This window comes from Actinomadura rugatobispora (genome assembly GCF_042656285.1).
In the GTDB taxonomy this organism is placed as follows: domain Bacteria; phylum Actinomycetota; class Actinomycetes; order Streptosporangiales; family Streptosporangiaceae; genus Spirillospora; species Spirillospora rugatobispora.
In genome coordinates, this window is the sequence record NZ_JBHSON010000062.1 from 23203 (window position 1) to 43133 (window position 19931).

The following is a 19931-nucleotide window of genomic DNA, read 5'->3' on the forward strand; positions in this document are numbered from 1 at the left end:
ACGTCCACCCGGCGGCGATCGAGCGCGGCCGCCCGGTGGTCGGCGCGCCGAGTGCGGACCCGGGCGCCGAGGCAGGTGGTTGACTATATGTTCAAAGATTGATTTGATGCGCGTGTCGGGCGTCACAATCTAGGAGAAACAGATGTCCCTAGACCTTCCCCCCACGGTGCGGTACGAGGTGCGCGATCGCGCCGGCGTGCTGATCCTCGACCGCCCGAAGGCCAAGAACGCGCTGAGCCGGGAGATGTACGCCGCCGTGCGCGACGTCGCCCGGGCTGTGCGGACCGATCCGGCGGTCGACGCCCTGGTGCTCGCCGGTGCCGGTGGGGCGTTCGCCGTCGGCGGCGACCTCAAGGAGATGCGGGCCATGCTCTCCGGCCCGGACCGCTCCGAGATCCTCGGCTACGAGGACCATCTGCCCTTCGAGGCCGTGCGCCAGCTGCCCAAGCCCACGATCGCCGTCATCGACGGCCTGTGCATGGGCGGCGGGCTCACCCTGGCGCTGATGTGCGACATGCGGATCGCGACGGAGTCCTCGACCTTCGCCATCCCCGAGGCCCGGGTCGGCATCGTCGACGGGCACCTCCCGCGCCTGCTGCGCGACCGTGTCCCGCCCGCCGTGCTGCGCCGCTGGATGTACACCGGAGCCCCGTTCAGCGCCCGCGACGCCTGGCACAACGGCCTGCTGTCGGAGCTGGCCGACGACGCCGAGGATCTCCAACGCCGCCTTGGAACGCTCCTCACCGAGCTGAGCGCCGCGTCCAAGCCCGCCATCGCCCGGCTCAAGGGCATCTTCAACGAGGTCATGCCCCTGCCCTCCATGAGTGACGCCTACGACTCGCTCCTCAACGAGGAGGTGCTGGTGCACCTGAAGGGGTTCGGTGCGAACCAGGGCGCCGGCACCGCCGCGCAGCCCGACGGGGGGACCCGGGCGTGAGGCGCGCACGCGGAATCCGGGCCGGTGCCGTGGCCGGCACCGCCCTGGTGACGGTGCTCGCCGGATGCGGTGGTGGTGGAGAAGGCGGCCCCACCTACCGGATCGGCATGTCGATGGACCTGTCGGGAGCCATCGCCTTCAACGGCAAGCCCGCGGCGGCCGGACTGCGCGCCTACATCTCCGACCTGAACGCCCGGGGCGGCGTGAACGGCCGCAAGGTGGACCTGAAGGTGCTCGACGACGGCTCCGACGTGGCCAAGGGACGGGTCAACGTCCAGCAGTTCACCTCAGAGAAGCGGCTGGCCGTCTTCGGGTTCATCCTGCCGAACCTCAGCATTTCGGGAGTGCCGCTCGCGGCGACCCGCAAGACCGCGATCGTCGGGCTGGGCGGCCCCGGCAGCCTGTTCGAGCCGGTCAACCCCTACTACTTCTCCTACGAACTGCGGGCCGAGCGCCTGGAATCGGCGATCCTCAACCACATCGCCACCCGGGCGCAGGGCGACGGCGTCGCCAAACCGCGGGTGGCGGTCTTCTCCGTGGACACCCCGTCGAACCGGGACATGGTGAAGCTCGCCCAGAAGGACATCGCGTCCCGCGGCTGGACGCACGCCACCACGCAGTACATGCCGGTCGCGCCGACCGATGTGACCGCGCAGGGCGCGGCGATCAAGGCGGCCAAGCCCGACTACGTGCTGCTGAGCCACAACGACGCCGGCGCGCTGGTGGCGGTGCGGGGACTGCGCGCGCAGGGCGTCACCGCACCGGTGATCAACCAGTGGGCGGGCTCGGCCGACGCGACCCTCAAGCAACTCGGCGACTCCTACGCGGCGTTCCGCTCCTACTCCAGCCCCACCGAGAAGGGCGTCCCCGCGGTGGAGGCGATGAGGCAGGCCGCGACCAAAGCGGGGGAGGCCGGCAACATGACCAACCCGTACTTCACCCAGGGCTGGGTCGCGGGCATCCTGATCGAGCGCACGCTCAAGGCGTGCGGCGCGTCCTGCCCGTCCGCGCAGAAGTTCCGCGACGCCCTGGAGGGCCTGGGAACGATCCAGACCGACGGCCTGTCCGGCCCGCTCACCGTGAGCGCCAAGAGCCACGAGCTCGTCAGCACGGTCAGGTTCTTCAGCTGGGACAAGGCCAGCGACTCGGCCAAGCCGCTGACCGGCTGGGTCAAGGCATTCGGATGACCGCCCCCGGGCACGCGAGGGGGGCGCGGCCGCCATGGTGAGCCTTCTGGTGGGAGCCCTGGTGCTCTCGGCGATCTACGCGCTGGTGGGGTTCGCGTGGGTGCTGCTGCGGCGCACCAACGGGATCCTCAACCTGGCGACCGGCGCCCAGCTGGCCTTCGGCGCGTTCATCTTCAACCAGTACGCGACGAGCTGGGGCCTGCCCTGGCCGCTGGTGGTGCTCGGCACCCTGGCCACGGTGGCGGCCCTGGGGGCGGTCACGCACTGGCTGATCTTCCGCAAGCTCTCGGGCCAGCCGGAGTTCGCACTGGTCATCGCGACGCTCGGGCTCGCCAGCGCCCTCAAGGGCATCAGCTCTCTCACCTGGGGGACCGAGGCCCGGGTCATGCGCGAGCCGGTGGACAGCCGCGTGGTCGACCTGCCCGGCGGCGCCTCCACCACCCTGTACGGGCTGTTCGGGCTCGTGGCCGCACTCGTGGTGTTCGCCGCCGCGCACGCCTTCTTCCGGTACTCGACCACCGGGGTGCGCATGCGCGCCGCCGCGGAGAACCCCGTGCTGTCCGCGCAGGGCGGCATCGCCGTCGACTGGGTGTACGTCCTCGGCTGGGCGATGGCGCTCACCGCCGCCGCGGTGGCGGGGATCATGTACGCCTACCAGACCGCGCTGAGCTTCCACGGGGTGGACGCCCTCGGCCTGCGCGGCGTGGCCCCCGCCCTGGTCGGCGGCCTCACCAGCATCAAGGGCGTCATCCCCGGCGCACTGATCATCGGGCTCGCCGAGACGTTCGGCGTGAAGCTGTTCGGCGGCTCGGCCCAGGACGTCGCGGCCTGGGCGGTGATCCTCGTCGTCCTGCTGCTCCGGCCGCAGGGGCTGTTCGGCGAGAAGCAGGTGGAACGCGTATGACGACGACGGACCGCCCCCTGACCCCGCCGGCCGAGCACTCCCAGGGCCGTGACGGCACGACCGCCGTGCGCCGGTACGGCGGCCGGGCCGCGGTGGCGCTGCTGGTGTGCGTCCTGCCGCTGGCCCTCCAGGACTACCAGCTGTCCCTGGTGAACTCGGCGCTGATCGCCGCGCTCGGGGCACTGGCGCTGACACTGGTGATGGGTTTCGCCGGGCTGGTGACGGCCGGCAACGCCGCACTGCTCGCCCTCGGCGCCTACGGCGCGGCGGCCGGCGCGACCGGGATGGGCCTGCCGTTCGCGGTGGTGCTGGCCGCGTCGCTGCTGGTCGGCGGGCTCGTCGGATTGCTCGCGGGCCTGCCGGCGCTCCGCGTGACCGGTATCTACCTGGCGATCGCGACCCTTGCGCTGCACTTCATCCTGATCTTCATCTTCAACGAGTACCAGACCCAGGCGGTCGGGTCGGCGGGGTTCGTGCTGCCGATCGCCGCGATCGGCGGGCTGGCGATCGACACGACCCTGAAGTGGTACGTGCTGCTGGCCGCCGTGCTCCTGCTCGCGTGGTGGATCGTGCTCAACCTCAAGCACAGCAAGTTCGGGCGGGCCTGGATGCTCATCCGCGACACGCCCCTGGCCGCGGCCAGCCAGGGCATCCCCCTGGCGTCCTACAAGCTGACCGCCTTCGTCATCTCCTCCGCGCTGGTCTCGCTGTCGGGGACGCTGCTGGCCTACTCCCAGCAGACCGTGTACATCGAGAGCTTCACCCTGGAACTGGCGATCCAGTACATCGCCATGGTGATCATCGGCGGGATGGGCTCGCCGGGCGGGGCGATCGCCGGCGCGGCCTTCGTCATCCTGCTGCCCACCATCCTGTCGCGGCTCATCTCCCTGCTGCCCCCCGAGATGCCGGTCGTGTCGTTCCTGCAGCAGAACCTGGGCGACGTGCAGCTGATCATCTACGGAACCCTGGTGGTGGTCTTCCTGATCTGGCGGCCCGACGGGATCGCGGGCATCGCCCGCGTCCTCACCTCGATCCCGCTGCCGGGGCGGGGCAAGGGCGGCGACCGGTGAGCCGGCCGCTGCTGGAGATCCGGGACCTGACGGTGTCCTACGGCGGCGGCAGCGTCGCGGTGGACCACGTCGATCTGGACGTGCACGACGGCGAGGTATGCCTGGTCCTCGGGGCGAACGGCGCGGGGAAGACCTCGCTGCTGCGCGGAGTGGGCGGGTTCGCCTCCAGCGAGCGCGGCCGGGTCCGCGGCGGCCGGGTGCTGGTCGGCGGCGTCGACGTCACCGGGCTCCCCCCGCGCGCCATGGTCGGGCACGGCGTGGTCCTGGTGCCCGAAGAGACCAAGGTCTTCGGGACGCTGACGGTGGGAGAGAACCTGCGCGCCGCCCCGGCGAAGGGCGGGCGGGCCTCCCGGGCCGCCCTCCTGGAGGAGGCCGTGTCGCTGTTCCCGTTCATCGCCGAACGGATGAACCTGCCCGCCGGCCAGCTCAGCGGCGGCGAGCGCCAGCAACTGGGCATCGCGCGCGCCCTCCTGCTGAGTCCGCGCCTGCTGATGGTGGACGAGGCGTCGCTCGGGCTGTCGCCGATCGCTGTCCGCGCGGTGTTCGAGTCGCTGCGCGCGCTGGTCGACTCCCGGGGGACCACCCTGCTGATCGTCGAGCAGAACGTGCGGGCGGCGCAGGCGATCGCCGACCGCGCCCACGTCATGGTGTCCGGCTCCGTCGCGCTGACCGGCCCGGCGCGCGAGGTCCTGCAGAGCGAGCGGGTCCGGCGCACCTACCTGGGACTGGAGGTCTGACCGGATGACCGGGAACGGTACCGCCGCGGCGGCCGTCCGCACCCAGGGCCTGGACGTCCGCCTCGGCGGGACCCATGCCGTGCGGGAGGCGACCGTCTCGTTCGGGGAGGGCACGACCTCCGGCCTCGTCGGGCCCAACGGAGCGGGCAAGTCGACGCTGCTCAACTGCGTCAGCGGGCTGGTCCCGGTGAGCGCGGGCCAGGTCTTCCTGTACGGCGAGCGCAGCACCGGCATCAAGCCGCACCGCCTGGCCGCCATGGGAATCGGCCGGTCCTACCAGGGCGCGCAACTGGTCATGGAACTGACCGCCGCCGAGAACGTGATGGTCGGCGACCACCTCGCCGTGCGCACCGGCCTGCTGGGCGCCGGCCTGTCGCTGCCCGGCGCCCGCCGGGCCGAGCGGCGGGCCCGCGAACGCGCCCTCGGTGCGCTGGAGCGGGTCGGGCTGCGGCAGCATGCGGACCGGACGGCCCGGGAACTCCCCTACGGCGTGCAGAAGCGGGTCGACCTCGCGCGGGCGCTCGTCAGCGAACCCCGCTGCATCCTGCTCGACGAACCCATGGCCGGGCTGTCGCGCTCGGAGAAGGAGGAGGTCGTCGAGGTGCTGGCGGGGCTGCGCGTGGAGGGCGGCCCGACCCTGGTGATCGTCGAGCACGACATGCGGGTGATCAACCAGCTGTGCTCCGACGTGGTCGTCCTGAACGCCGGCGCGGTCCTGGCCGTCGGGCCCCCGGACGTCGTGCTGAACCGCCCCGAGGTGGTCGACGCCTACATCGGCCGAGACAACGAACAGGAGCGCCCGTGAACCCCTTCGCCCAGATGCTCGACCGCTGGCTCGCCACCGGCGCGCGGCTGCGCGTCCAGGCCGAGGACGTGGACGCCGCGTCGCTGGCCGCCGACGCGACGGCCGTCGCCGAGCAGTTGCGGTCCCTGGGGATGGACCACCGCTCTCGCGTCGCGACCTTCATGAACACCAGCGCGCAGGCGCTGGCGGTCTGGTTCGGCACCGCCATGACCGGCTGCCTGGAGGTGCCGCTCAACACCAACTACCGCGGCGACCTGCTCACCTACCTGCTGCGCGACTCCGAGACAGAGGTCGTGTTCTGCGACGCCGGACTCCTGGAGACCCTGACCGGGAGCCTGCCGGGAACCAGCGTCCGGCATGTGATCGTCGCCGGGCGGGTACCCGAGCAGTGGCAGGGCACGGTGTCCGTCCTGGAGAGCGGCGGATCCGGCGACTTCCACCGGTGGTGTTCGGACGCCTCCAGCGGCGTGGTCCTCTACACCTCCGGGACGACGGGGCCCTCCAAAGGCGTCCACCACTCCCAGGAATCCTGCGTCGAGCTGGCCAGGGCGGTGGCGCGGCTGAACGACTACGGCGAACGCGACACCCTGCTGAACTTCTTCCCGCTCTACCACCAGAACGCGCGCTACACCGGGGTCGGCGCGGCCCTCGCCGCGGGCGCCGGGTTCCAGCTCGACCGCCAGTTCAGCAGCTCGCGCTTCTGGGACATCTGCCGCGCCGGGAACGTGACGGCGTTCAACTACCTCGGCTCCGTCCTCGGCATGATCCTCAAGGCCTCCCAGGGCCTCGACGACCGGCAGGCCCGCGACCACACGGTCCGGGTCGCGTGGGGCGCCGGTGCGCCCCGCGACGTCTGGACGACGTTCGAGACCCGTTTCGGGGTCACCATCTCCGAGGTCTACGGGCTGACCGAGGCGCCCATGGCGACCGTCAACCGGTCCGCCGGCCGGTCGCCGGCCGGCTCCGCCGGACGCGAGAGCGACCTGTTCCACGTGCAGGTCGTGCGTCCCGGCGGAGAACCGGCCGGGCCCGGCGAAGTCGGTGAGATCCGGCTGCGGCCCAAGCGGTCGAACGTGTTCATGCGCGGCTACCTCGGCCGCGAGGCCGACACCATCGCCGCGACGCGGGACCTGTGGTTCCACACCGGCGACTCCGGCTGGCTCAGCGAGGACGGCGACCTGTTCTTCGCCGACCGGATCAAGGACGCGATCCGGCGCAAGGGGGAGAACATCTCGGCCTGGGAGGTGGAGTCGGTGCTCCTGTCCCACCCCGATGTCGTGGAGTGCGCGGTGTACGCCGTGCGTCCCGACGACGAGGACGAGGTGATGGCGGCCGTCGTCCTGCGTCCCGGCGCCGACGCCGGGGCGACCATCGCCGCCGTCGAGCACCGGCTGCCCCGGTACGCCGTCCCCCGCTTCGTGCGCGTCCTGCCGGAGCTGCCCCGCACCCCCACCCAGAAGGTCGAGAAACCGGCCCTGCGCCGCCGCGGCCTCGAAGGAGACGTGCTCGACCGCGCCGAAAAGACAACAGAAAAGGAGTGAGCGTTGGACCTCGACATCAAGGACCGCGTCGCGATCGTTACGGGCGGCAGCAAGGGCATCGGCCTGGCCTCGGCCGCCGAACTCGGCCGCGCGGGCGTCAAGATCCTGCTCGCCGCGCGCGGCGAGCAGGACCTCGACAACGCCGTGAAGCGCCTGCGCGCCGACGGCGTGGACGTGGCCGGTCATGTCGCCGACGCCGCCAAGGCCGAGGACGTGGACGGGATCCACGAGGCGGCGGTCGCGGCCTTCGGCCGTGTCGACATCGCCGTCTGCGCGGCGGGCGGCGGCCACGGACCGCTGCGCTCGTTCAGCTGGCAGCAGTGGGTGGAGCACTTCGAGCTGAACGTGCTGAGCGGCGTCGCGCTCGCCATGCGCTGCATCCCGGAGATGCGGGAACGCGGCTGGGGCCGGATCGTCTTCGTCGGCTCCACGTCCGGGCGCGAGGCCGACCAGCGGTGGGCCGCCTACGGCGCCGCCAAGGCGGCCCTGATCCACGCGGCCAAATCGCTGGCGCTCGGCTATTCCAAGGACGGCGTCCTGGTCAACTGCGTCCTGCCCGGCCTGACCCGCACCGAGGGCGTACTCGCCGGATACCAGGCCCAGGCCGACCGACTCGGCGTCACGACCGACGACGTCGAACGCCGGATGCTCGAACTGCAGCCCATCGCGATGGGCCGCCCCGGCGAGTCGGCCGAGGTCGCGGACGCGATCGCCTTCATGTGCTCGGAACGAGCCTCCTGGATCGCGGGCACCTCCCTCCTAGTAGACGGAGGCACAATCCGCGTAACCCCCTGACCCCGCCCCGAAAACGGCGCCCTGCCCAAAACCAGGGCGCCGTTCCGTCCCCCAGACACCGCAACCACCCTTCGCTGAGGCGCCTCCCCCGACCCGGTCGCTACTCACCACAACCACCCCAACCACCCAGGGACCGCGCAGCCACTCCAGCAGCGGCTGGGGTGCCGTTGGGAGCTGCCTGGTGCCAGAGTGAACACATGATCACGCTGAATCACAGCGATAGAGAATCTTGAGGGCGGTCTCAGAGGCGTGCGATCAGGGCTCTGACCTGGGGGGCTTTGGAGCGGGCGACGGGAATCGAACCCGCGTAGCCAGTTTGGAAGCGGCAGAAAAGCATCCCCGAAGATCACGCTCAACCCCGCTAAACTGCAGGTCAGAGGCTGTTTCGTATGCCATCCTGTGCTCGCTGATGTCGCTGGGATTTCCGTGATCCAGTGACAAATGAGTGACAGATGATCTCGCTTCCCGGGGGACCATGGGTTTCACACGCAAGCGCACGGGTCCGCACGGCACCCGGTACCAGGCGCTCTATGACGACGCCAGGAGCGTCCGCCAGACGGCCGGCACCTTTGCCACGCGCAAGGAGGCCGACCGAGCCTGGCAACGAGCCGAGGCACGCATCGCCGAGGGCAAGGCAGGCGACCCTCGCCGAGCCCGGCAAACCTTCCGCACCTACGTCAAGGAACGCTGGTTCCCGAACCACCGCATCGAGGCATCAACCCGCCAGGACTACGCCTACGCGCTCGCCTCCCACGTCATGCCGTACTTCGGCGACATGAAGCTGCAGGACATCACCTCGGAGACCGTCCGCGAGTGGATCACGCACCTGAAGAAGCAAGGTGCCTCGGCCTACCGCATCAAGTACTGCAAGACGGCCATCCTCAACGCCATCTTCACCACCGCCGTCAACGACGGCGTCCTCGTCTACCACCCCAGCCGCGGCGTGAAGACCGACCCCGTCCCCGAGAAGCCGCGTCAGATCATCACGACCGAGCAGTTCGCCCGCATCTACGAGGCCCTCCCGGACGCGACCGCCCAGCTCTTGGTCGAGACCGACATCGAGAGCGGCCTCCGCTGGGGCGAACTGACCGAACTGCGCGTCAAGGACCTTGACTTCACCACCGGCATCCTCACCGTCAGCCGCTCTGTAGTCGAACTCGTCCCCAAATACCACCCCGAAGGCCGCCGCTTCCTGGTCAAGGACTACCCCAAGGGCAAGCGGTGGCGCCGCTTCAAGCTCAGTCCCCAGATCGTCGCCAAGCTCAAGGCACACGCAGAAGCCAACAACCTCGGCCCAGACGACCTCTTCTTCAGCCGCCGCCGGGACAAACCACCCAAACCCGAACTCGTAGAACCCGAAACCCTCACCTTCAAAGCCCCGAACGGGCGCACCTACACCCACGGAACGATCACGGCCTACAACCTCGGCAAGTGCAAGTGCGACCGCTGCCGAGCCGCCTACGCCGCTTACCGAGCCAAGCGTCGAGCCCAAGGCAGAGACAGCCCCCGCAAGCCCCGCATCGTCGACACCGAACCGCACATCTCCGCCAACTGGTTCCGCAAGTACTGCTGGCACCCAGCCCGAGACGCCGCCAACCTCGGTTGGTCACCTCGAATCCACGACCTCCGCCACGCCCACGCCTCCTGGCTCCTCGCTGGCGGCGCCGACCTTCAGGTGGTGAAGGAACGCCTCGGTCACCGCAAGATCTCCACAACCGAGCGCTACCTTCACACCCTCCCCACCGCCGATGAAACCGCCCTGGAAGCCCTGAACAAGATCCGCACAACACCCGCAGGACCGCCGGGTTCCCCGAACGCAGAGAAGGAACTGGCCGATGCGAAAGCCAAGATCGCCGAACTCCAAGCATTAATCACCGATCAACTGATTGCTCAGAAGACCAGCGACAACCTCAAGCTCCGCCCTGCCTAGAAGGGCCGTACATTCTCGCCGGTGAGGGTGGCCGAAAGTGGCCTAGCGTCATCGTTTGTTCCTCAGGCACCGTAAGCAGCGCGTCTCTTGATCTAACCTTCGAGATATGGAAGAAGCCCCCGAGCTGATTGCTTCGTGCAGTGCCGTCACGAAGATTGTGCGAGAAGAGAGGGAGAGCCTGCGGGCGCGCTACGGCCAGCCTGTTAGTGGAGGATTTCCTCATTCGGACCTTTTGTGCGAGTCTCAGGCTGGCCATCCTGGTCGCCACGTCCTCCTAGTCAACGAATACGAGGGTATGTTGCTGGTCTGGCTTCACTGGGACGATGAGGGTGCCCGCGAGTTTGCCTCGATGCCCGGATGTCCAGCCGAGATCCCGATGACCGACACAGAGCCCGGCGAGTGCTGCACCTTTCCCGCAGAGCACTGGGGAGCGCACTCCTACGAGACCGACCACTTTGCGCGCAGCAGGGAATGGTGGTCGACGCACGAACCTTGGCGCGAGGAACGTGAAGCCCTCTATGCAGCCCTCAGCAGTGGCACAGGCGTCTTGGGCCCTGGCCCTGGCTACTACGATGGGACCGGGTACTGGCTCTCGGGATATCCCCCGACCAGCGGCCGTGCACGCTGACCCGAAGGTCCCGCTTGCGAGCCGCTTGTCCGCGCCGCCCCGCACTGCCCCAGAAACGACGAAAGGCTGGTCGGTCGAACGCGTAGGCCCGTATCAGTCTGTCGCTCGGCGTGCCGCCCTCGGTGCTCGGTTCTCGTGCTGCTTGCAGGAGGAGCGCGGCGACGCAGACGGCCGGGATGGGTAGGCCGTTTCTGGCGTTTCGGTCTTGACCTGGAGGCGCAGCAGTTGCCATCGGACCTGTTGCGGTTGCTCGCCCACCCACAACTCAGCGGCGTCAAAGTCCATCAGGTCCCAGGTGAGCCTGAGAACCTCGCCTTTCGGTGGCCTCAGCACGAAGGCGGGCTCTGCGCGCAGCACTGGCAGGTCGTGCGGAGCTTGAGCTGAAGGGATTCAACCCAGCCATTCGGGCTGTTCTGGAGTGTGCTCTATTGGAGTGGTGAGGCGGTCTGCTGTCTTCCGTGATGGCCGAGGTCGTGGTCGGGTGCACGATGGCCTCGTGAATAGAGCGAGGAGTGCCGGTGGGCACCGGCGATGTGGCTCGAGGAACCGCAGGCTGGTCGAACCCCGGGCAGCAGGTTCTCGCGGTTGGCGGGCGGGCGCAGCCACGGCAGCGGACAAGCCGAATGTCCTCGCACCGCAGCCCCGAGCAGCTCGCCGCGCCGCAGGCCGACGCAGAGCACCAGGACGTAGAAGGCGTAGAGTTGGTCCTTCTTGGCCGCCTTGAGGACGTCCCGCACCCGGTCGATCGTGAGCCCTTCGGTTGCCCCGTAACGGCCAACTCCCACACGTCCGCAACATCGGCCGCCACAGCCTCAAGAGATCCACGCCGCCTTAGTAGCCGCAGGCATGGACGTCCAACACACCAACCTGACCCAACACCCACGACGCCCTAGCACGGTCAGCCACCACACTGACCAGGCTAGCCAGAGGCCGCCGCACGTCCAGGACCTCAAACTCACCCGAAGCCGCCGCAGCCTGGATGAGGACTTTCGATACGTCTTTCCATCCGCTCCTTCCGAGATCTTCCCGCCGAACGAGACTTGATCCGGCCGTCGGTGTAGTTGCCGGTTTGGACGTTGCGACCCTCGCTTGCCCCGGTGGACAGGCGCCACCGACGCCCCTCTTGTGCAGATCAGCGCCACCTAACTGTTGCGATCATCATTGCTCGACCGCGTCCGTTCAGCGAATGTCCTGGTGCCACGCGGTGTCGCGAGTCAGGTGGCGATGGTTGGCCCATTCCTGGGCGATCCGACGTCCGCCAGTAAGGAGGGCGGTCACGGCTGGGCGTTGGCTGAGGGGGAGCCAGGCGCTAAGGGAGGAGGCCACATCGGGGGCGACGCAAGACTCGGTGCCGTGGCGGGGGCGGCCAACCCGAAGGAGCAGCTTATACAGCGCCGTCGCCGGGAGAACGGGGGGGAGGCCGATAGCGGTGGCGGCTTGAGATGCCTTGAGGGGGATGGTGAGGCCACTTGGGTCGAGGTCCCCGAAATAGCGGATTTCGGCGATCCGGTGCTTGGCGGCGATCGATCGGATCGAGGCGCGAAAGGAGCCGCCGACTCCCCAGGCGACATAGCCGAGCCGATGGTCTGAGGGGAGCGCGTCGACGATGGACCACCACGTGGTGGAGTTCTCGATGACGAGGAGCAGGTCGCCGTGGCCGACCCTGTGGAACCGGCCCTTGTCGTCGGTGGCGGGGAAGGTCTCGGTCAGGAGGGGAAGCGGTGGGCGGAAGGTGCGGAGCACTTCGTCGAGCCGAGCGGTGTCGGAGAAGAGGACGCCGCTTCTGAGATTGTCGAGAGCTTTCTCGGGAATGGGGAAGTCGGCGTCCGAGCCATAAGTGCCGAAGATCTCCAGAGTGCGCTCGCGAAGCGGCAACGGAGTTAGATCGGGGGCGCTCTTCAGCCAAGTATTGATGGCCCTGTAAGCGGCCTTCTGCCGTGGGCCGGCCGTTCTCCAGGATGCGGCCATGCCGCTGAGCTCGGGATGCCAGGACGGCATAGGAACGGACGTGGCCCGCCGCGGCGTCTCGGGAAGCAGCCAGACTCCGACGGGCAGCGGGGCCATGTCGGGGGCTCGCTCCCGCAGTGGTCTGACGATGCGGTGCTGTTCGAGTTGTTTGAGGAGGTGGGCCAGCACCTCCGGTTCGTAGGCGTTGTCGGGATTGCGATTGTGGACGAGTTGGAAGACGTCATAGACGTCCCGGATCGGGACACGGGTCTTGGCGCCCTTGCCGAGGCCCCGGTCGTCGGCCCATCGGCGGAGTCCCGCAGCGAGCTCACGCTCCCTTCGGGGGAGGGACCTGTCCTGTGCCTCTGCCATGGCTGTAGATTCTCGCAGTGCTGATCCGCCCGACGCCGTCAGAAGGCGGCAGAGCGTCGAGGTGCCCCTTGACCCGCGCGTCGACGGACAGGAACATGCGGGCGGACCTGAGATCCTCGTCGTTGCGAAGCCTGATGATCAGAGGGAACTGGCGCAGCGCCCTGTCGTCGAAGAGCCCTGTTGTGTAAATGAGCTGGACCCCGAGCGTGCGCGCGACGGACAGCTGGAGATCCAGCAGGTAGTAGGCGTTCGCCCGGCCGATCGGGTTGTCGAGGAACAACAGCCCGGCGCGGTGCTCCGCGCGCCGGCCACGGTCGTTGCCGCGGAGCGCCGCCATCGTGCAGTAGAGCAGGATCGCGGCGGTGAGCTGCTGTCCGCCGGAGAAGACCTTTTTCACCCGTGAGACCCGTTCGCGTTCGGCGCGCAGTGTGGTGTCGGGTTTGAGGACGTAGACCTTGATCCCCTTGGGTGTGGCCGCATGGACGGCCCTGAGTATCAAGGCCAGACCGGTGCGCTGGACCTTGCGGTTGTCGGAGGTCCTCCCGGCGGCGGCTTCATCGACGACCTCGCCGAGACGTTCCATGAGGAGTTCGTTGCCGAGGAGCTCGAATTGGAAGCGGAGGAACTCCTCGTTGTGCCAGTCGCCGAGGCTGCTTGGGAGCCGGGACACCCGCTGGGCGGTGCGGAGAACACCGATCGCCTTGTCGGTCTCGCCCTTGAGATTGGTGACGATGTTCCGGCGGTGCCGTTCGGTCTGTTCGAGATCGTCGTTGAGGGACCGAAGACGGGGCCGCAGCCGTTCCTCCCAGGGTTCGGCCTTCTCCGCAAGTCGCTCGGGTTCCGTCGCGTTGATCTCGCGCTGAACAGCGGCGCCCAGTTCGGCGAATCGGTCGCTCCTGGTGAGGGCGTGCAGGGCGCGCCCCGACTTCCTCACCTGGTCGGCGTCCTCCAAGGCCGCCGATCGCGTGGACTTTCGGGAGGCGAACAGGACGTCGTACTCGTTGACGGCGGACGCGTAGTCGCCCTCGTAGGGCGTCTCGACGGAATCCGTCAGATCCTCCTCGAGTCCCTTGGCAAGGACGCCGAAGGACCTGGCCGCCTCCTCCGCTCCCGAGTGTTCCCCTTGCCGGAGATCCAGTTCCTTCTCGCGTTCGGTGACCAGACGTACGGCGGCGGCGTGCTCGTCGAGCGTCTGCCGGATACTCAGGTCACAGGCCGCGACGTCCACCGGAAGCGGATGGAGGAACCTGTCGACGGGCCCGGCCTCCTTGTCGTCCCATGCCGTTTGGAGCCGTTGGGCCTCGTGCTCGCACACACCTCGGCGGACACGCGCGTTGTGGTGATCCTCATCGGCCACAGCCCGGGCCCGCACGGCCAGGTCGAGCGCTGACGCCCGGCTGGCCGCACTCGCACCCGCAGTGGTTTTGAGGAGGTCCTGGGCACGTTCCCGGATCTTCGAGTTGAGGGCTTCGTAGGTCGCCGTCGTGGCCGCGGCGGTCTTCTCCGCAGTCGCCAGCCGCTCCATCAGATCTTCGTCGGTCGCGGCGCGCTGGTATTGCTCCGCCGCCGCAGCGTAGAGTTCGCGCAGTACCGGGACGGGCTCTGCAGGGCGCGCACCGGAGTCGGTGATCTCCTCAGCACCGGGCAACGCGGCACGTTCCGCGTCGAGGTCCCGCTCCGCCCGGCGCTGCCGGTCGGCCTCGCGAACCGCGTCGGTGGCCAACCGGTTCTCGTTCAGGGCGTCGTTTCCGAGACGTTCGGCGGTCTCGCTCTCCACACGGGCGGTCTCGAGTAGGCCCCTCCGCTTGTTCTTCCAGCCTGGGATCTTCTCGGCCTCGTCGGCCAGAGCGGTGAGGGTTCGGACCAGGTCTTCCGATCTCGTTCTTTCCTCCGCGAGAGCCTGCCGCTTGACACGGGCGTGGAGAAGCCGACGCTCGTTCTGCTCCTTGGCCCTTTCGGCCGTGGCCACGGCCGCCGTCGCCTCGGTGAGTTCCATTGCGGCTCGATCGCGATCGCCTTCGAGTCCGGTAATGCGCCCCGGTGGATAGTCCCGCAGCCAGTCACGGACTCTGCTCAGAAGGGCGGTGTCCCTCTCTTGGGCCTCCGTGAGCGCGGCGATGGCCGTGGTCCTGTCCCGGTGCCGGGACTCGATCCGCTCGTGTTCTCGTTCGGCGGCTGCCTCGTCGTAGAGCGCGGGTTTGAAGGGGAGCACGAAAGCGGGTACGCCGGAGCCGGGCCGCTCCAGTTCTTCGGTCGTGGCGACGGTCACGACCGAGGCCGACTGGTGACGCTCGTCGGACAGGATCCGGCGGGCGTCCTCGACGTGCTCCTTCGAGTTCAGGAGAATTCCGGCCACCAGGTGCGGATGGACGCGGACGAGTTCGCGCCGCCGGTCTCGGTTCTGAATGTCGCTGACATATCTCCATCCCGGCCATGCCTGAATGTTCTCCCTGACCAGGGCCGCGCATGCCTCCTCCACCCCGGCCGACGGCGGGAGCAGGTCGCCCTCGGCGAGGGCCAGGCGGTCGCGTTCGTCCTGTGCCTGCTCGACCATCAGGGCCACGATCTTGTGGGTGTGCTCCGCGATCGCCTCGGCGAGGGATTTCGCGAGGGTTGGAGCGTCCTGCTCAAGGAGGACGTCCCCAGTCTGGAGGAGTTCCGCGAGGCGGTCCTCCGCTTGGAGGAGCGCGCGTCGTCGGTGGGCCTCCTCAACGGCGTCCCTCGCGGCGTCATGCCGTTGTTCGGCGTCCTTGGCCTCGAGGTCCGCGCCACGTTGTTCGGCATCGAGACGCGGCCAGTCGTCGATGAGCTCGTTGACCTGCTTCTGGGCGCCGGCCACCTTCTCGTAAAGGTCCTGTCGCTTGTTCCGTTCGGTGGAGAGCGCAGTCGCGAGCGTCTCGGGTGCCTCGATGAGGCCGTCGTTCACGGCTTTGTCGAGCCGCCTCCCCACGTTGGAGATCAGGTCGGTGAGCGTGACCGCGTTTGCCCTCGCCTCGGCGGCCTTTCCGGTCGCTGTCTGCTGCGCTTCGCGTGCGGCGGCTTCCCTGTTCTGGTGTTCGGCGGCCTCCTCATCGAGGACTGCGGCGGCGTCGGCGGCGTTCCGCGCGAGGCCAAGGAGCGCACGCGCGAGAGACATGGCGGCGAGCGTCCGGGCCTCTAGGAGGGGACGTGCCTGATCGTCGCGTTCCTGAACGAGTTCGCGAAGGCGTCCGGCCTCGGCGGCGTTGCTGAGATGATCGAGTACCGCGCCGGTGCTCTGCCATGCGCTGACCTCGGCCTCGGCCTGGCGAGTCCTCCACTCCGTCTCGTTCGTGTTTCGATCAGCCGCCTGGAGCGCCAGTATCGCCTTCCGGAGGCGCAGTGCTTGCTCGCGGTTCAGGAGGGCGGTGGCCTCGAGCTCGGCCTCCTTGAGGGACGTCTTGGCTGCCTTCACCCGCTCCGTGAGGCTGACCAGCGACGAGTTCTCACGGCCGCTGCGGGCGGTGACGCTCCCGGCAAAGGCACTGAGTGAGGCTTGGGCCCGCGCCGAAGTGTCGTATGAGACTGCGGCGCGCTCCGCGTTCCGTCGCAGCGGGGCGAGGAGCTCCAGCGTTTCCTCCACGAAGTCCCGTTCCAGGACAGTGGTGGCGCGTTTGGCCAGCTTCTCGACGTGCTCGGAGACGAGGTCGGCGAGCGGAGTCAGGTCCCGCTCGAGCAGGACGGCCTCCAGTAGGAAGTCGACGAACCGCTCGTCGGTCTCCATGGTGAAAGCCCGGACGGCCTCGCCTTCGCCCGCGTTCATGTGCCGCTGGTAGTGGAACAGTTCGGTGTCGATGCCGAGCTTTCCCAGGCGCTCGGTCCAGTCGCCGTGGCTCCTGGGCCAGTAGAGATCAAGATGCGAGTCCTCGACGAACGCCGCGCTCAACTGGGCGCGGTACGCCTGAAAGGTCAGATAGCGGCCCTGCTCGACGACTGGGAGACTTTCGAGGTTGAGCTTCTCGTTGGGAAACAGGCAGTACCACTGTTCAAGAAAGTTCTCGGCGGTCGCTGAAACCGTCTGCCCCTTCCAGGCCATGGTTTTCCCGGTGATCAACAGGCGTCCGGTGACCGAGTGCGTCCACTCCAGGATCACGTGGGAGACGTCCCTCGCACCGACGAAGTCGCCAAGGGAGGTTCCGTCCGAGCCGCCGACGACGTTGCGCTGGCCTGGCAGCAGGACCGAGAACACGAGCTTCAGCAAGACGGACTTGCCGCCGCCGTTCTCCAGGAAGACAACGCTGGCCGACGACGGCCGAAGCACCTCCGACACACTTGCGAACAGGTTCGCCTGGTAACCCGTTACCGGACGGCCCGCCTTGCTGAAGTCTAGGAGGACGTTCTCGTAGCGCGCCCCGGAGGGACCGACGGAACGGAGGCAGATTCGGGAAAGCTCGTACATCTCACTGGTCTCCCGACAGCGCCTCGGAATCAGGTCGGCGAACGAGGCCGCCCTGCGACATGGGCGGACCGTTCATGATCTCGGTCAGCTCATCGAACAGCCGGAGTGCCGCGAGCTCACGGACCTGGAGCTGGTATCGGTTGGTCGTCCGGAAGACCCGGTCGGACTCCTCCGCCTCCTCGTTGTAGGCCGTGAGCATGCCCTCCTCGAGGAGATACCTTACGACTCTGAGGACGAGCGCCTCGTTGGTGTGAGGCGCGACCCGGTCGTCCCGCGTCTCCGCGGCTTCCGGTCGGCGGGCGTATAGCCTCCAGACCCGTTCCAGTTCCGGTTCGCCCTGCGGTGGATCCCCGTTCTCGCCAGCCGCCGCCGCCCGTGCGTCCAACTCCTTGCAGACGTCTTGGACGACGCGGTCGACCTCTCTGACCGAGATCCGGCCGACGTACTTGTCGTCGGCGAGGTCGGCGGGTCTTGGAAAGCCCAGCGCAGCTGCCGCGAGGTGGACGATGCCGTGGAGGACGCGTTCGGTCTCCCGGTGCTGGGCCTGGCGGAACAGCCGGGCGTAGGGTTCGAGCTTCGTTTCGAAGAACGAGCCTGGAAGCGGTGCGAGGACGGAGCCGGCGCTCCCGGTGACGCCGATGACACGGAGCTTCAGTCCCGCCGCATAGCGGTGGACGATCCGCTCAAACTCCGGATCCTCGTTGTAGCGCCGGACGAGCGCCGCGTAGTCCAGGTCGCGGAACGGACGGAGTTTGGGCCGGAAGCCGTAAGCGACGAGTCGGCCTGCAGCCTCAATGTCGTCCTCGTCCTCGAACACGGGGTTCACCGCTCGCCTGCCCTTTCGTCGTTCCGCTCGATAAGTGCCGAGGTGACCAGCAGGTCGTCGCCGCCGAAACCGGGGACGTCGAGCGGTGTGCCCGTGGGGACCGACAGCCGCAGCGCGCGATCCCCTCTGTGAACGCTCGAGCGCGCTTCCGGCGCGAAGGCGTGCTGGGCCAGAAGAGCCACCAGGTCTGGAAGGTTCTCAAGGTCGGACTCCGCCGCCTCCGCCAGGAGGTCCGACAGCCTGCGAACCCTTCCGGGGAGGTTCAGCAGACGCTCTGCGGCATCCCATTCCGCGTCGGAGAACCCACTGGGTTCGGGCAGTGGCGCGAACTCGGGCTGGGGCACCGGTTCAGCGTGCCGTGGCCGCTCGGGCGGGGGATCGAACAGCAGCCGAACGAGTCCCGTCAAATGGACGGGGGCGCTGGCTTCGGGGCCACTGGAGGCCGCGAAGAACCGCGCGACGGGTTCGGCCGCCTCGGCGACGGAGAGCGCCATCAGCGGCTTGAGTAGACCTCCGTACAGGTCAATGCCGAGCCCGCCGGGCCGTCCCGAAAACTCCTGGCGGTCCTGTTCCTCGCGAAAGACCACGCGAGCCCCGATCAGCCACCGTTGCAGAACGGTGTGGCGGCGGACACAGTCCTCGACGATGTCGACGAGTTCGGCAGCCGCGCGCTTGAGTACTGGATCGTCCGCCTCGTCTCGCGTCCGTGTGATCTGTGCGGCGATCCCGCGTTCCATGACGACACGTTCCTCGACGTGTTCCAGCGCCTCGTCCAGGAGCCCGGGCATCGTCTCCATCCAGTCCACCGACCATACGTCGCGCCGCGTGGCGTCGAGGCGTGCTCGGATCTCCTCGCCGAGTTGGATCGTCCGGATCCGGGCCTGCTCGGCGACGAGCTTCGCGTCCTGGAGCCGCCCCCGCTTGATCAGGTTCCGAAGCCGGACCTCGGCGGCGATCTGCGCTGACTCGACGTCCGTGTCGAGCGCTCCGACCAGCACGTTGAGTGCTTCGTTGGACGCCCTGAGCACGAGCCCGCCGCGCTCGTCCCGCTGCTCTTCCAGCAGCCGGAACCGGAAGTCCAGCCTGACGTGGCGGCCCGCCTCATCGGTCACCCCGTAGGACGAGGTGAATCCCCTCTCGATGTGCTGAGCGTTGAGCAAGCCGTTCAGCACCCAGCGAGCCACGGCCGTCCACTCATTCGCTGATCGATCGGGCGCGATCTGCCGAGCGTGCTCCGATAGCCGCTCAATGACGCGGTCGTGCCCCGCGCCGGTCTCGAAGTCTTGGGCGATCGCGACGATGTCGATGGCGTGCAAGGCCAATTCTGCCATCGGGTACACCCGTGCGTCCGCCCAGGTGACGAGCCCCTTCCTCTCGTCGAGCTCATGTAGCGGCCGGGTGAGGGATAGCGCCTTGACCCTCTCGCTGAAGCTCCGATCGGATGATCCCCCAGGTTCAATGACATCTCCTGTCACGGCAGTCACTGTATCGTTCAGAATGAGCACAGTGCCGTCATTTCTCACCCTTGCGTCCGGCTCTGTCATGGAGTTCGCCTGCTTCCCGAGCCAGCTCGCAGGAGGGCGCGCCATCGTCCGTCCGAAGCATCGTCACCCAGGTGAAGTCCATCCACATCGAACCGGACAGCCTCCTGTCCTGCGCGATCCACCCCTCGGGCGAGTTAGTAATCAACTGTGTCGTGTTGGCCTACTGACTGCCGGAGCGCAACCACATGCTCCAAAACACTCGGGGCACGGAACGTCTCGGTGCCCCGCGAGCGGCGTTCCCAGCGTGCAGCGCCGCTGCCTGAGTCACCGAACCGACCAGTAGGCCACCTT

Annotated in this window: 14 protein-coding genes; 9 read left to right on the top strand and 5 right to left on the bottom strand. The window is 68.4% G+C overall.

Going from position 1 to position 19931, the window contains the following annotated elements:
- Positions 1–142 precede the first annotated feature (142 nt).
- The 9 genes from ACFPZN_RS35880 to ACFPZN_RS35920 all read left to right on the top strand — a co-directional run bounded on the left by ACFPZN_RS35880 (position 143) and on the right by ACFPZN_RS35920 (position 9906).
- Positions 143–937, top strand: a complete 795-nt coding sequence (locus tag ACFPZN_RS35880) for an enoyl-CoA hydratase/isomerase family protein (protein WP_378286897.1) — start codon at positions 143–145, stop codon at positions 935–937.
- Entirely contained in the window at positions 934–2124 is a 1191-nt protein-coding gene (locus ACFPZN_RS35885; protein WP_378286898.1) for an ABC transporter substrate-binding protein, read from the top strand. Before ACFPZN_RS35880 ends, ACFPZN_RS35885 begins: the two co-directional genes overlap by 4 nt.
- A 34-nt stretch (positions 2125–2158) precedes the next feature.
- Positions 2159–3028 carry a branched-chain amino acid ABC transporter permease gene (locus ACFPZN_RS35890; protein WP_378286899.1) on the top strand — a complete coding sequence of 290 codons (870 nt, stop codon included), beginning with the start codon at positions 2159–2161 and terminating at the stop codon, positions 3026–3028.
- Positions 3025–4098 (top strand): branched-chain amino acid ABC transporter permease, encoded by a 1074-nt coding sequence (locus ACFPZN_RS35895; protein ID WP_378286900.1) that lies wholly within the window; start codon positions 3025–3027, stop codon positions 4096–4098. The genes ACFPZN_RS35890 and ACFPZN_RS35895 overlap by 4 nt, the downstream gene beginning before the upstream one ends.
- Complete coding sequence (locus tag ACFPZN_RS35900) at positions 4095–4835, top strand: ABC transporter ATP-binding protein (RefSeq protein ID WP_378286901.1); 741 nt, start codon at positions 4095–4097, stop codon at positions 4833–4835. The genes ACFPZN_RS35895 and ACFPZN_RS35900 overlap by 4 nt, the downstream gene beginning before the upstream one ends.
- Positions 4836–4839: 4 nt before the next feature.
- Entirely contained in the window at positions 4840–5640 is an 801-nt protein-coding gene (locus ACFPZN_RS35905; protein WP_378286902.1) for an ABC transporter ATP-binding protein, read from the top strand.
- Complete coding sequence (locus ACFPZN_RS35910; RefSeq protein ID WP_378286903.1) at positions 5637–7181, top strand: AMP-binding protein; 1545 nt, start codon at positions 5637–5639, stop codon at positions 7179–7181. The genes ACFPZN_RS35905 and ACFPZN_RS35910 overlap by 4 nt, the downstream gene beginning before the upstream one ends.
- Before the next feature lie 3 nt (positions 7182–7184).
- Positions 7185–7976, top strand: a complete 792-nt coding sequence (locus tag ACFPZN_RS35915; protein WP_378286904.1) for an SDR family NAD(P)-dependent oxidoreductase — start codon at positions 7185–7187, stop codon at positions 7974–7976.
- A 475-nt stretch (positions 7977–8451) separates the two neighbouring features.
- Positions 8452–9906, top strand: coding sequence for a tyrosine-type recombinase/integrase (locus ACFPZN_RS35920; RefSeq protein ID WP_378286905.1), 1455 nt, complete (start codon positions 8452–8454; stop codon positions 9904–9906).
- A gap of 1053 nt (positions 9907–10959) precedes the next feature.
- Here ACFPZN_RS35920 and ACFPZN_RS35925 read toward each other — a convergent pair.
- The 5 genes from ACFPZN_RS35925 to ACFPZN_RS35945 all read right to left on the bottom strand — a co-directional run bounded on the left by ACFPZN_RS35925 (position 10960) and on the right by ACFPZN_RS35945 (position 19571).
- Positions 10960–11319 (bottom strand): site-specific integrase, encoded by a 360-nt coding sequence (locus ACFPZN_RS35925; RefSeq protein ID WP_378286906.1) that lies wholly within the window; start codon positions 11317–11319, stop codon positions 10960–10962.
- A gap of 394 nt (positions 11320–11713) precedes the next feature.
- Positions 11714–12853, bottom strand: coding sequence for a hypothetical protein (locus ACFPZN_RS35930; RefSeq protein WP_378286907.1), 1140 nt, complete (start codon positions 12851–12853; stop codon positions 11714–11716).
- Positions 12810–17270, bottom strand: coding sequence for a coiled-coil domain-containing protein (locus tag ACFPZN_RS35935; RefSeq protein WP_378286908.1), 4461 nt, complete (start codon positions 17268–17270; stop codon positions 12810–12812). The genes ACFPZN_RS35930 and ACFPZN_RS35935 overlap by 44 nt, the downstream gene beginning before the upstream one ends.
- Position 17271: 1 nt before the next feature.
- Positions 17272–18087 (bottom strand): hypothetical protein, encoded by an 816-nt coding sequence (locus tag ACFPZN_RS35940; RefSeq protein ID WP_378286909.1) that lies wholly within the window; start codon positions 18085–18087, stop codon positions 17272–17274.
- A gap of 5 nt (positions 18088–18092) precedes the next feature.
- Positions 18093–19571, bottom strand: a complete 1479-nt coding sequence (locus ACFPZN_RS35945) for a hypothetical protein (protein WP_378286910.1) — start codon at positions 19569–19571, stop codon at positions 18093–18095.
- Positions 19572–19931: the final 360 nt, after the last annotated feature.

Coding starts and splice junctions, on each gene's coding strand:
- ACFPZN_RS35890 (WP_378286899.1), top strand. CDS start 2,159: ATGGTGAGCCTTCTGGTGGGAGCCCTGGTGCTCTCGGCGATCTACGCG.
- ACFPZN_RS35905 (WP_378286902.1), top strand. CDS start 4,840: ATGACCGGGAACGGTACCGCCGCGGCGGCCGTCCGCACCCAGGGCCTG.
- ACFPZN_RS35920 (WP_378286905.1), top strand. CDS start 8,452: ATGGGTTTCACACGCAAGCGCACGGGTCCGCACGGCACCCGGTACCAG.
- ACFPZN_RS35895 (WP_378286900.1), top strand. CDS start 3,025: ATGACGACGACGGACCGCCCCCTGACCCCGCCGGCCGAGCACTCCCAG.
- ACFPZN_RS35935 (WP_378286908.1), bottom strand. CDS start 17,270: ATGTACGAGCTTTCCCGAATCTGCCTCCGTTCCGTCGGTCCCTCCGGG.
- ACFPZN_RS35880 (WP_378286897.1), top strand. CDS start 143: ATGTCCCTAGACCTTCCCCCCACGGTGCGGTACGAGGTGCGCGATCGC.
- ACFPZN_RS35930 (WP_378286907.1), bottom strand. CDS start 12,853: ATGGCAGAGGCACAGGACAGGTCCCTCCCCCGAAGGGAGCGTGAGCTC.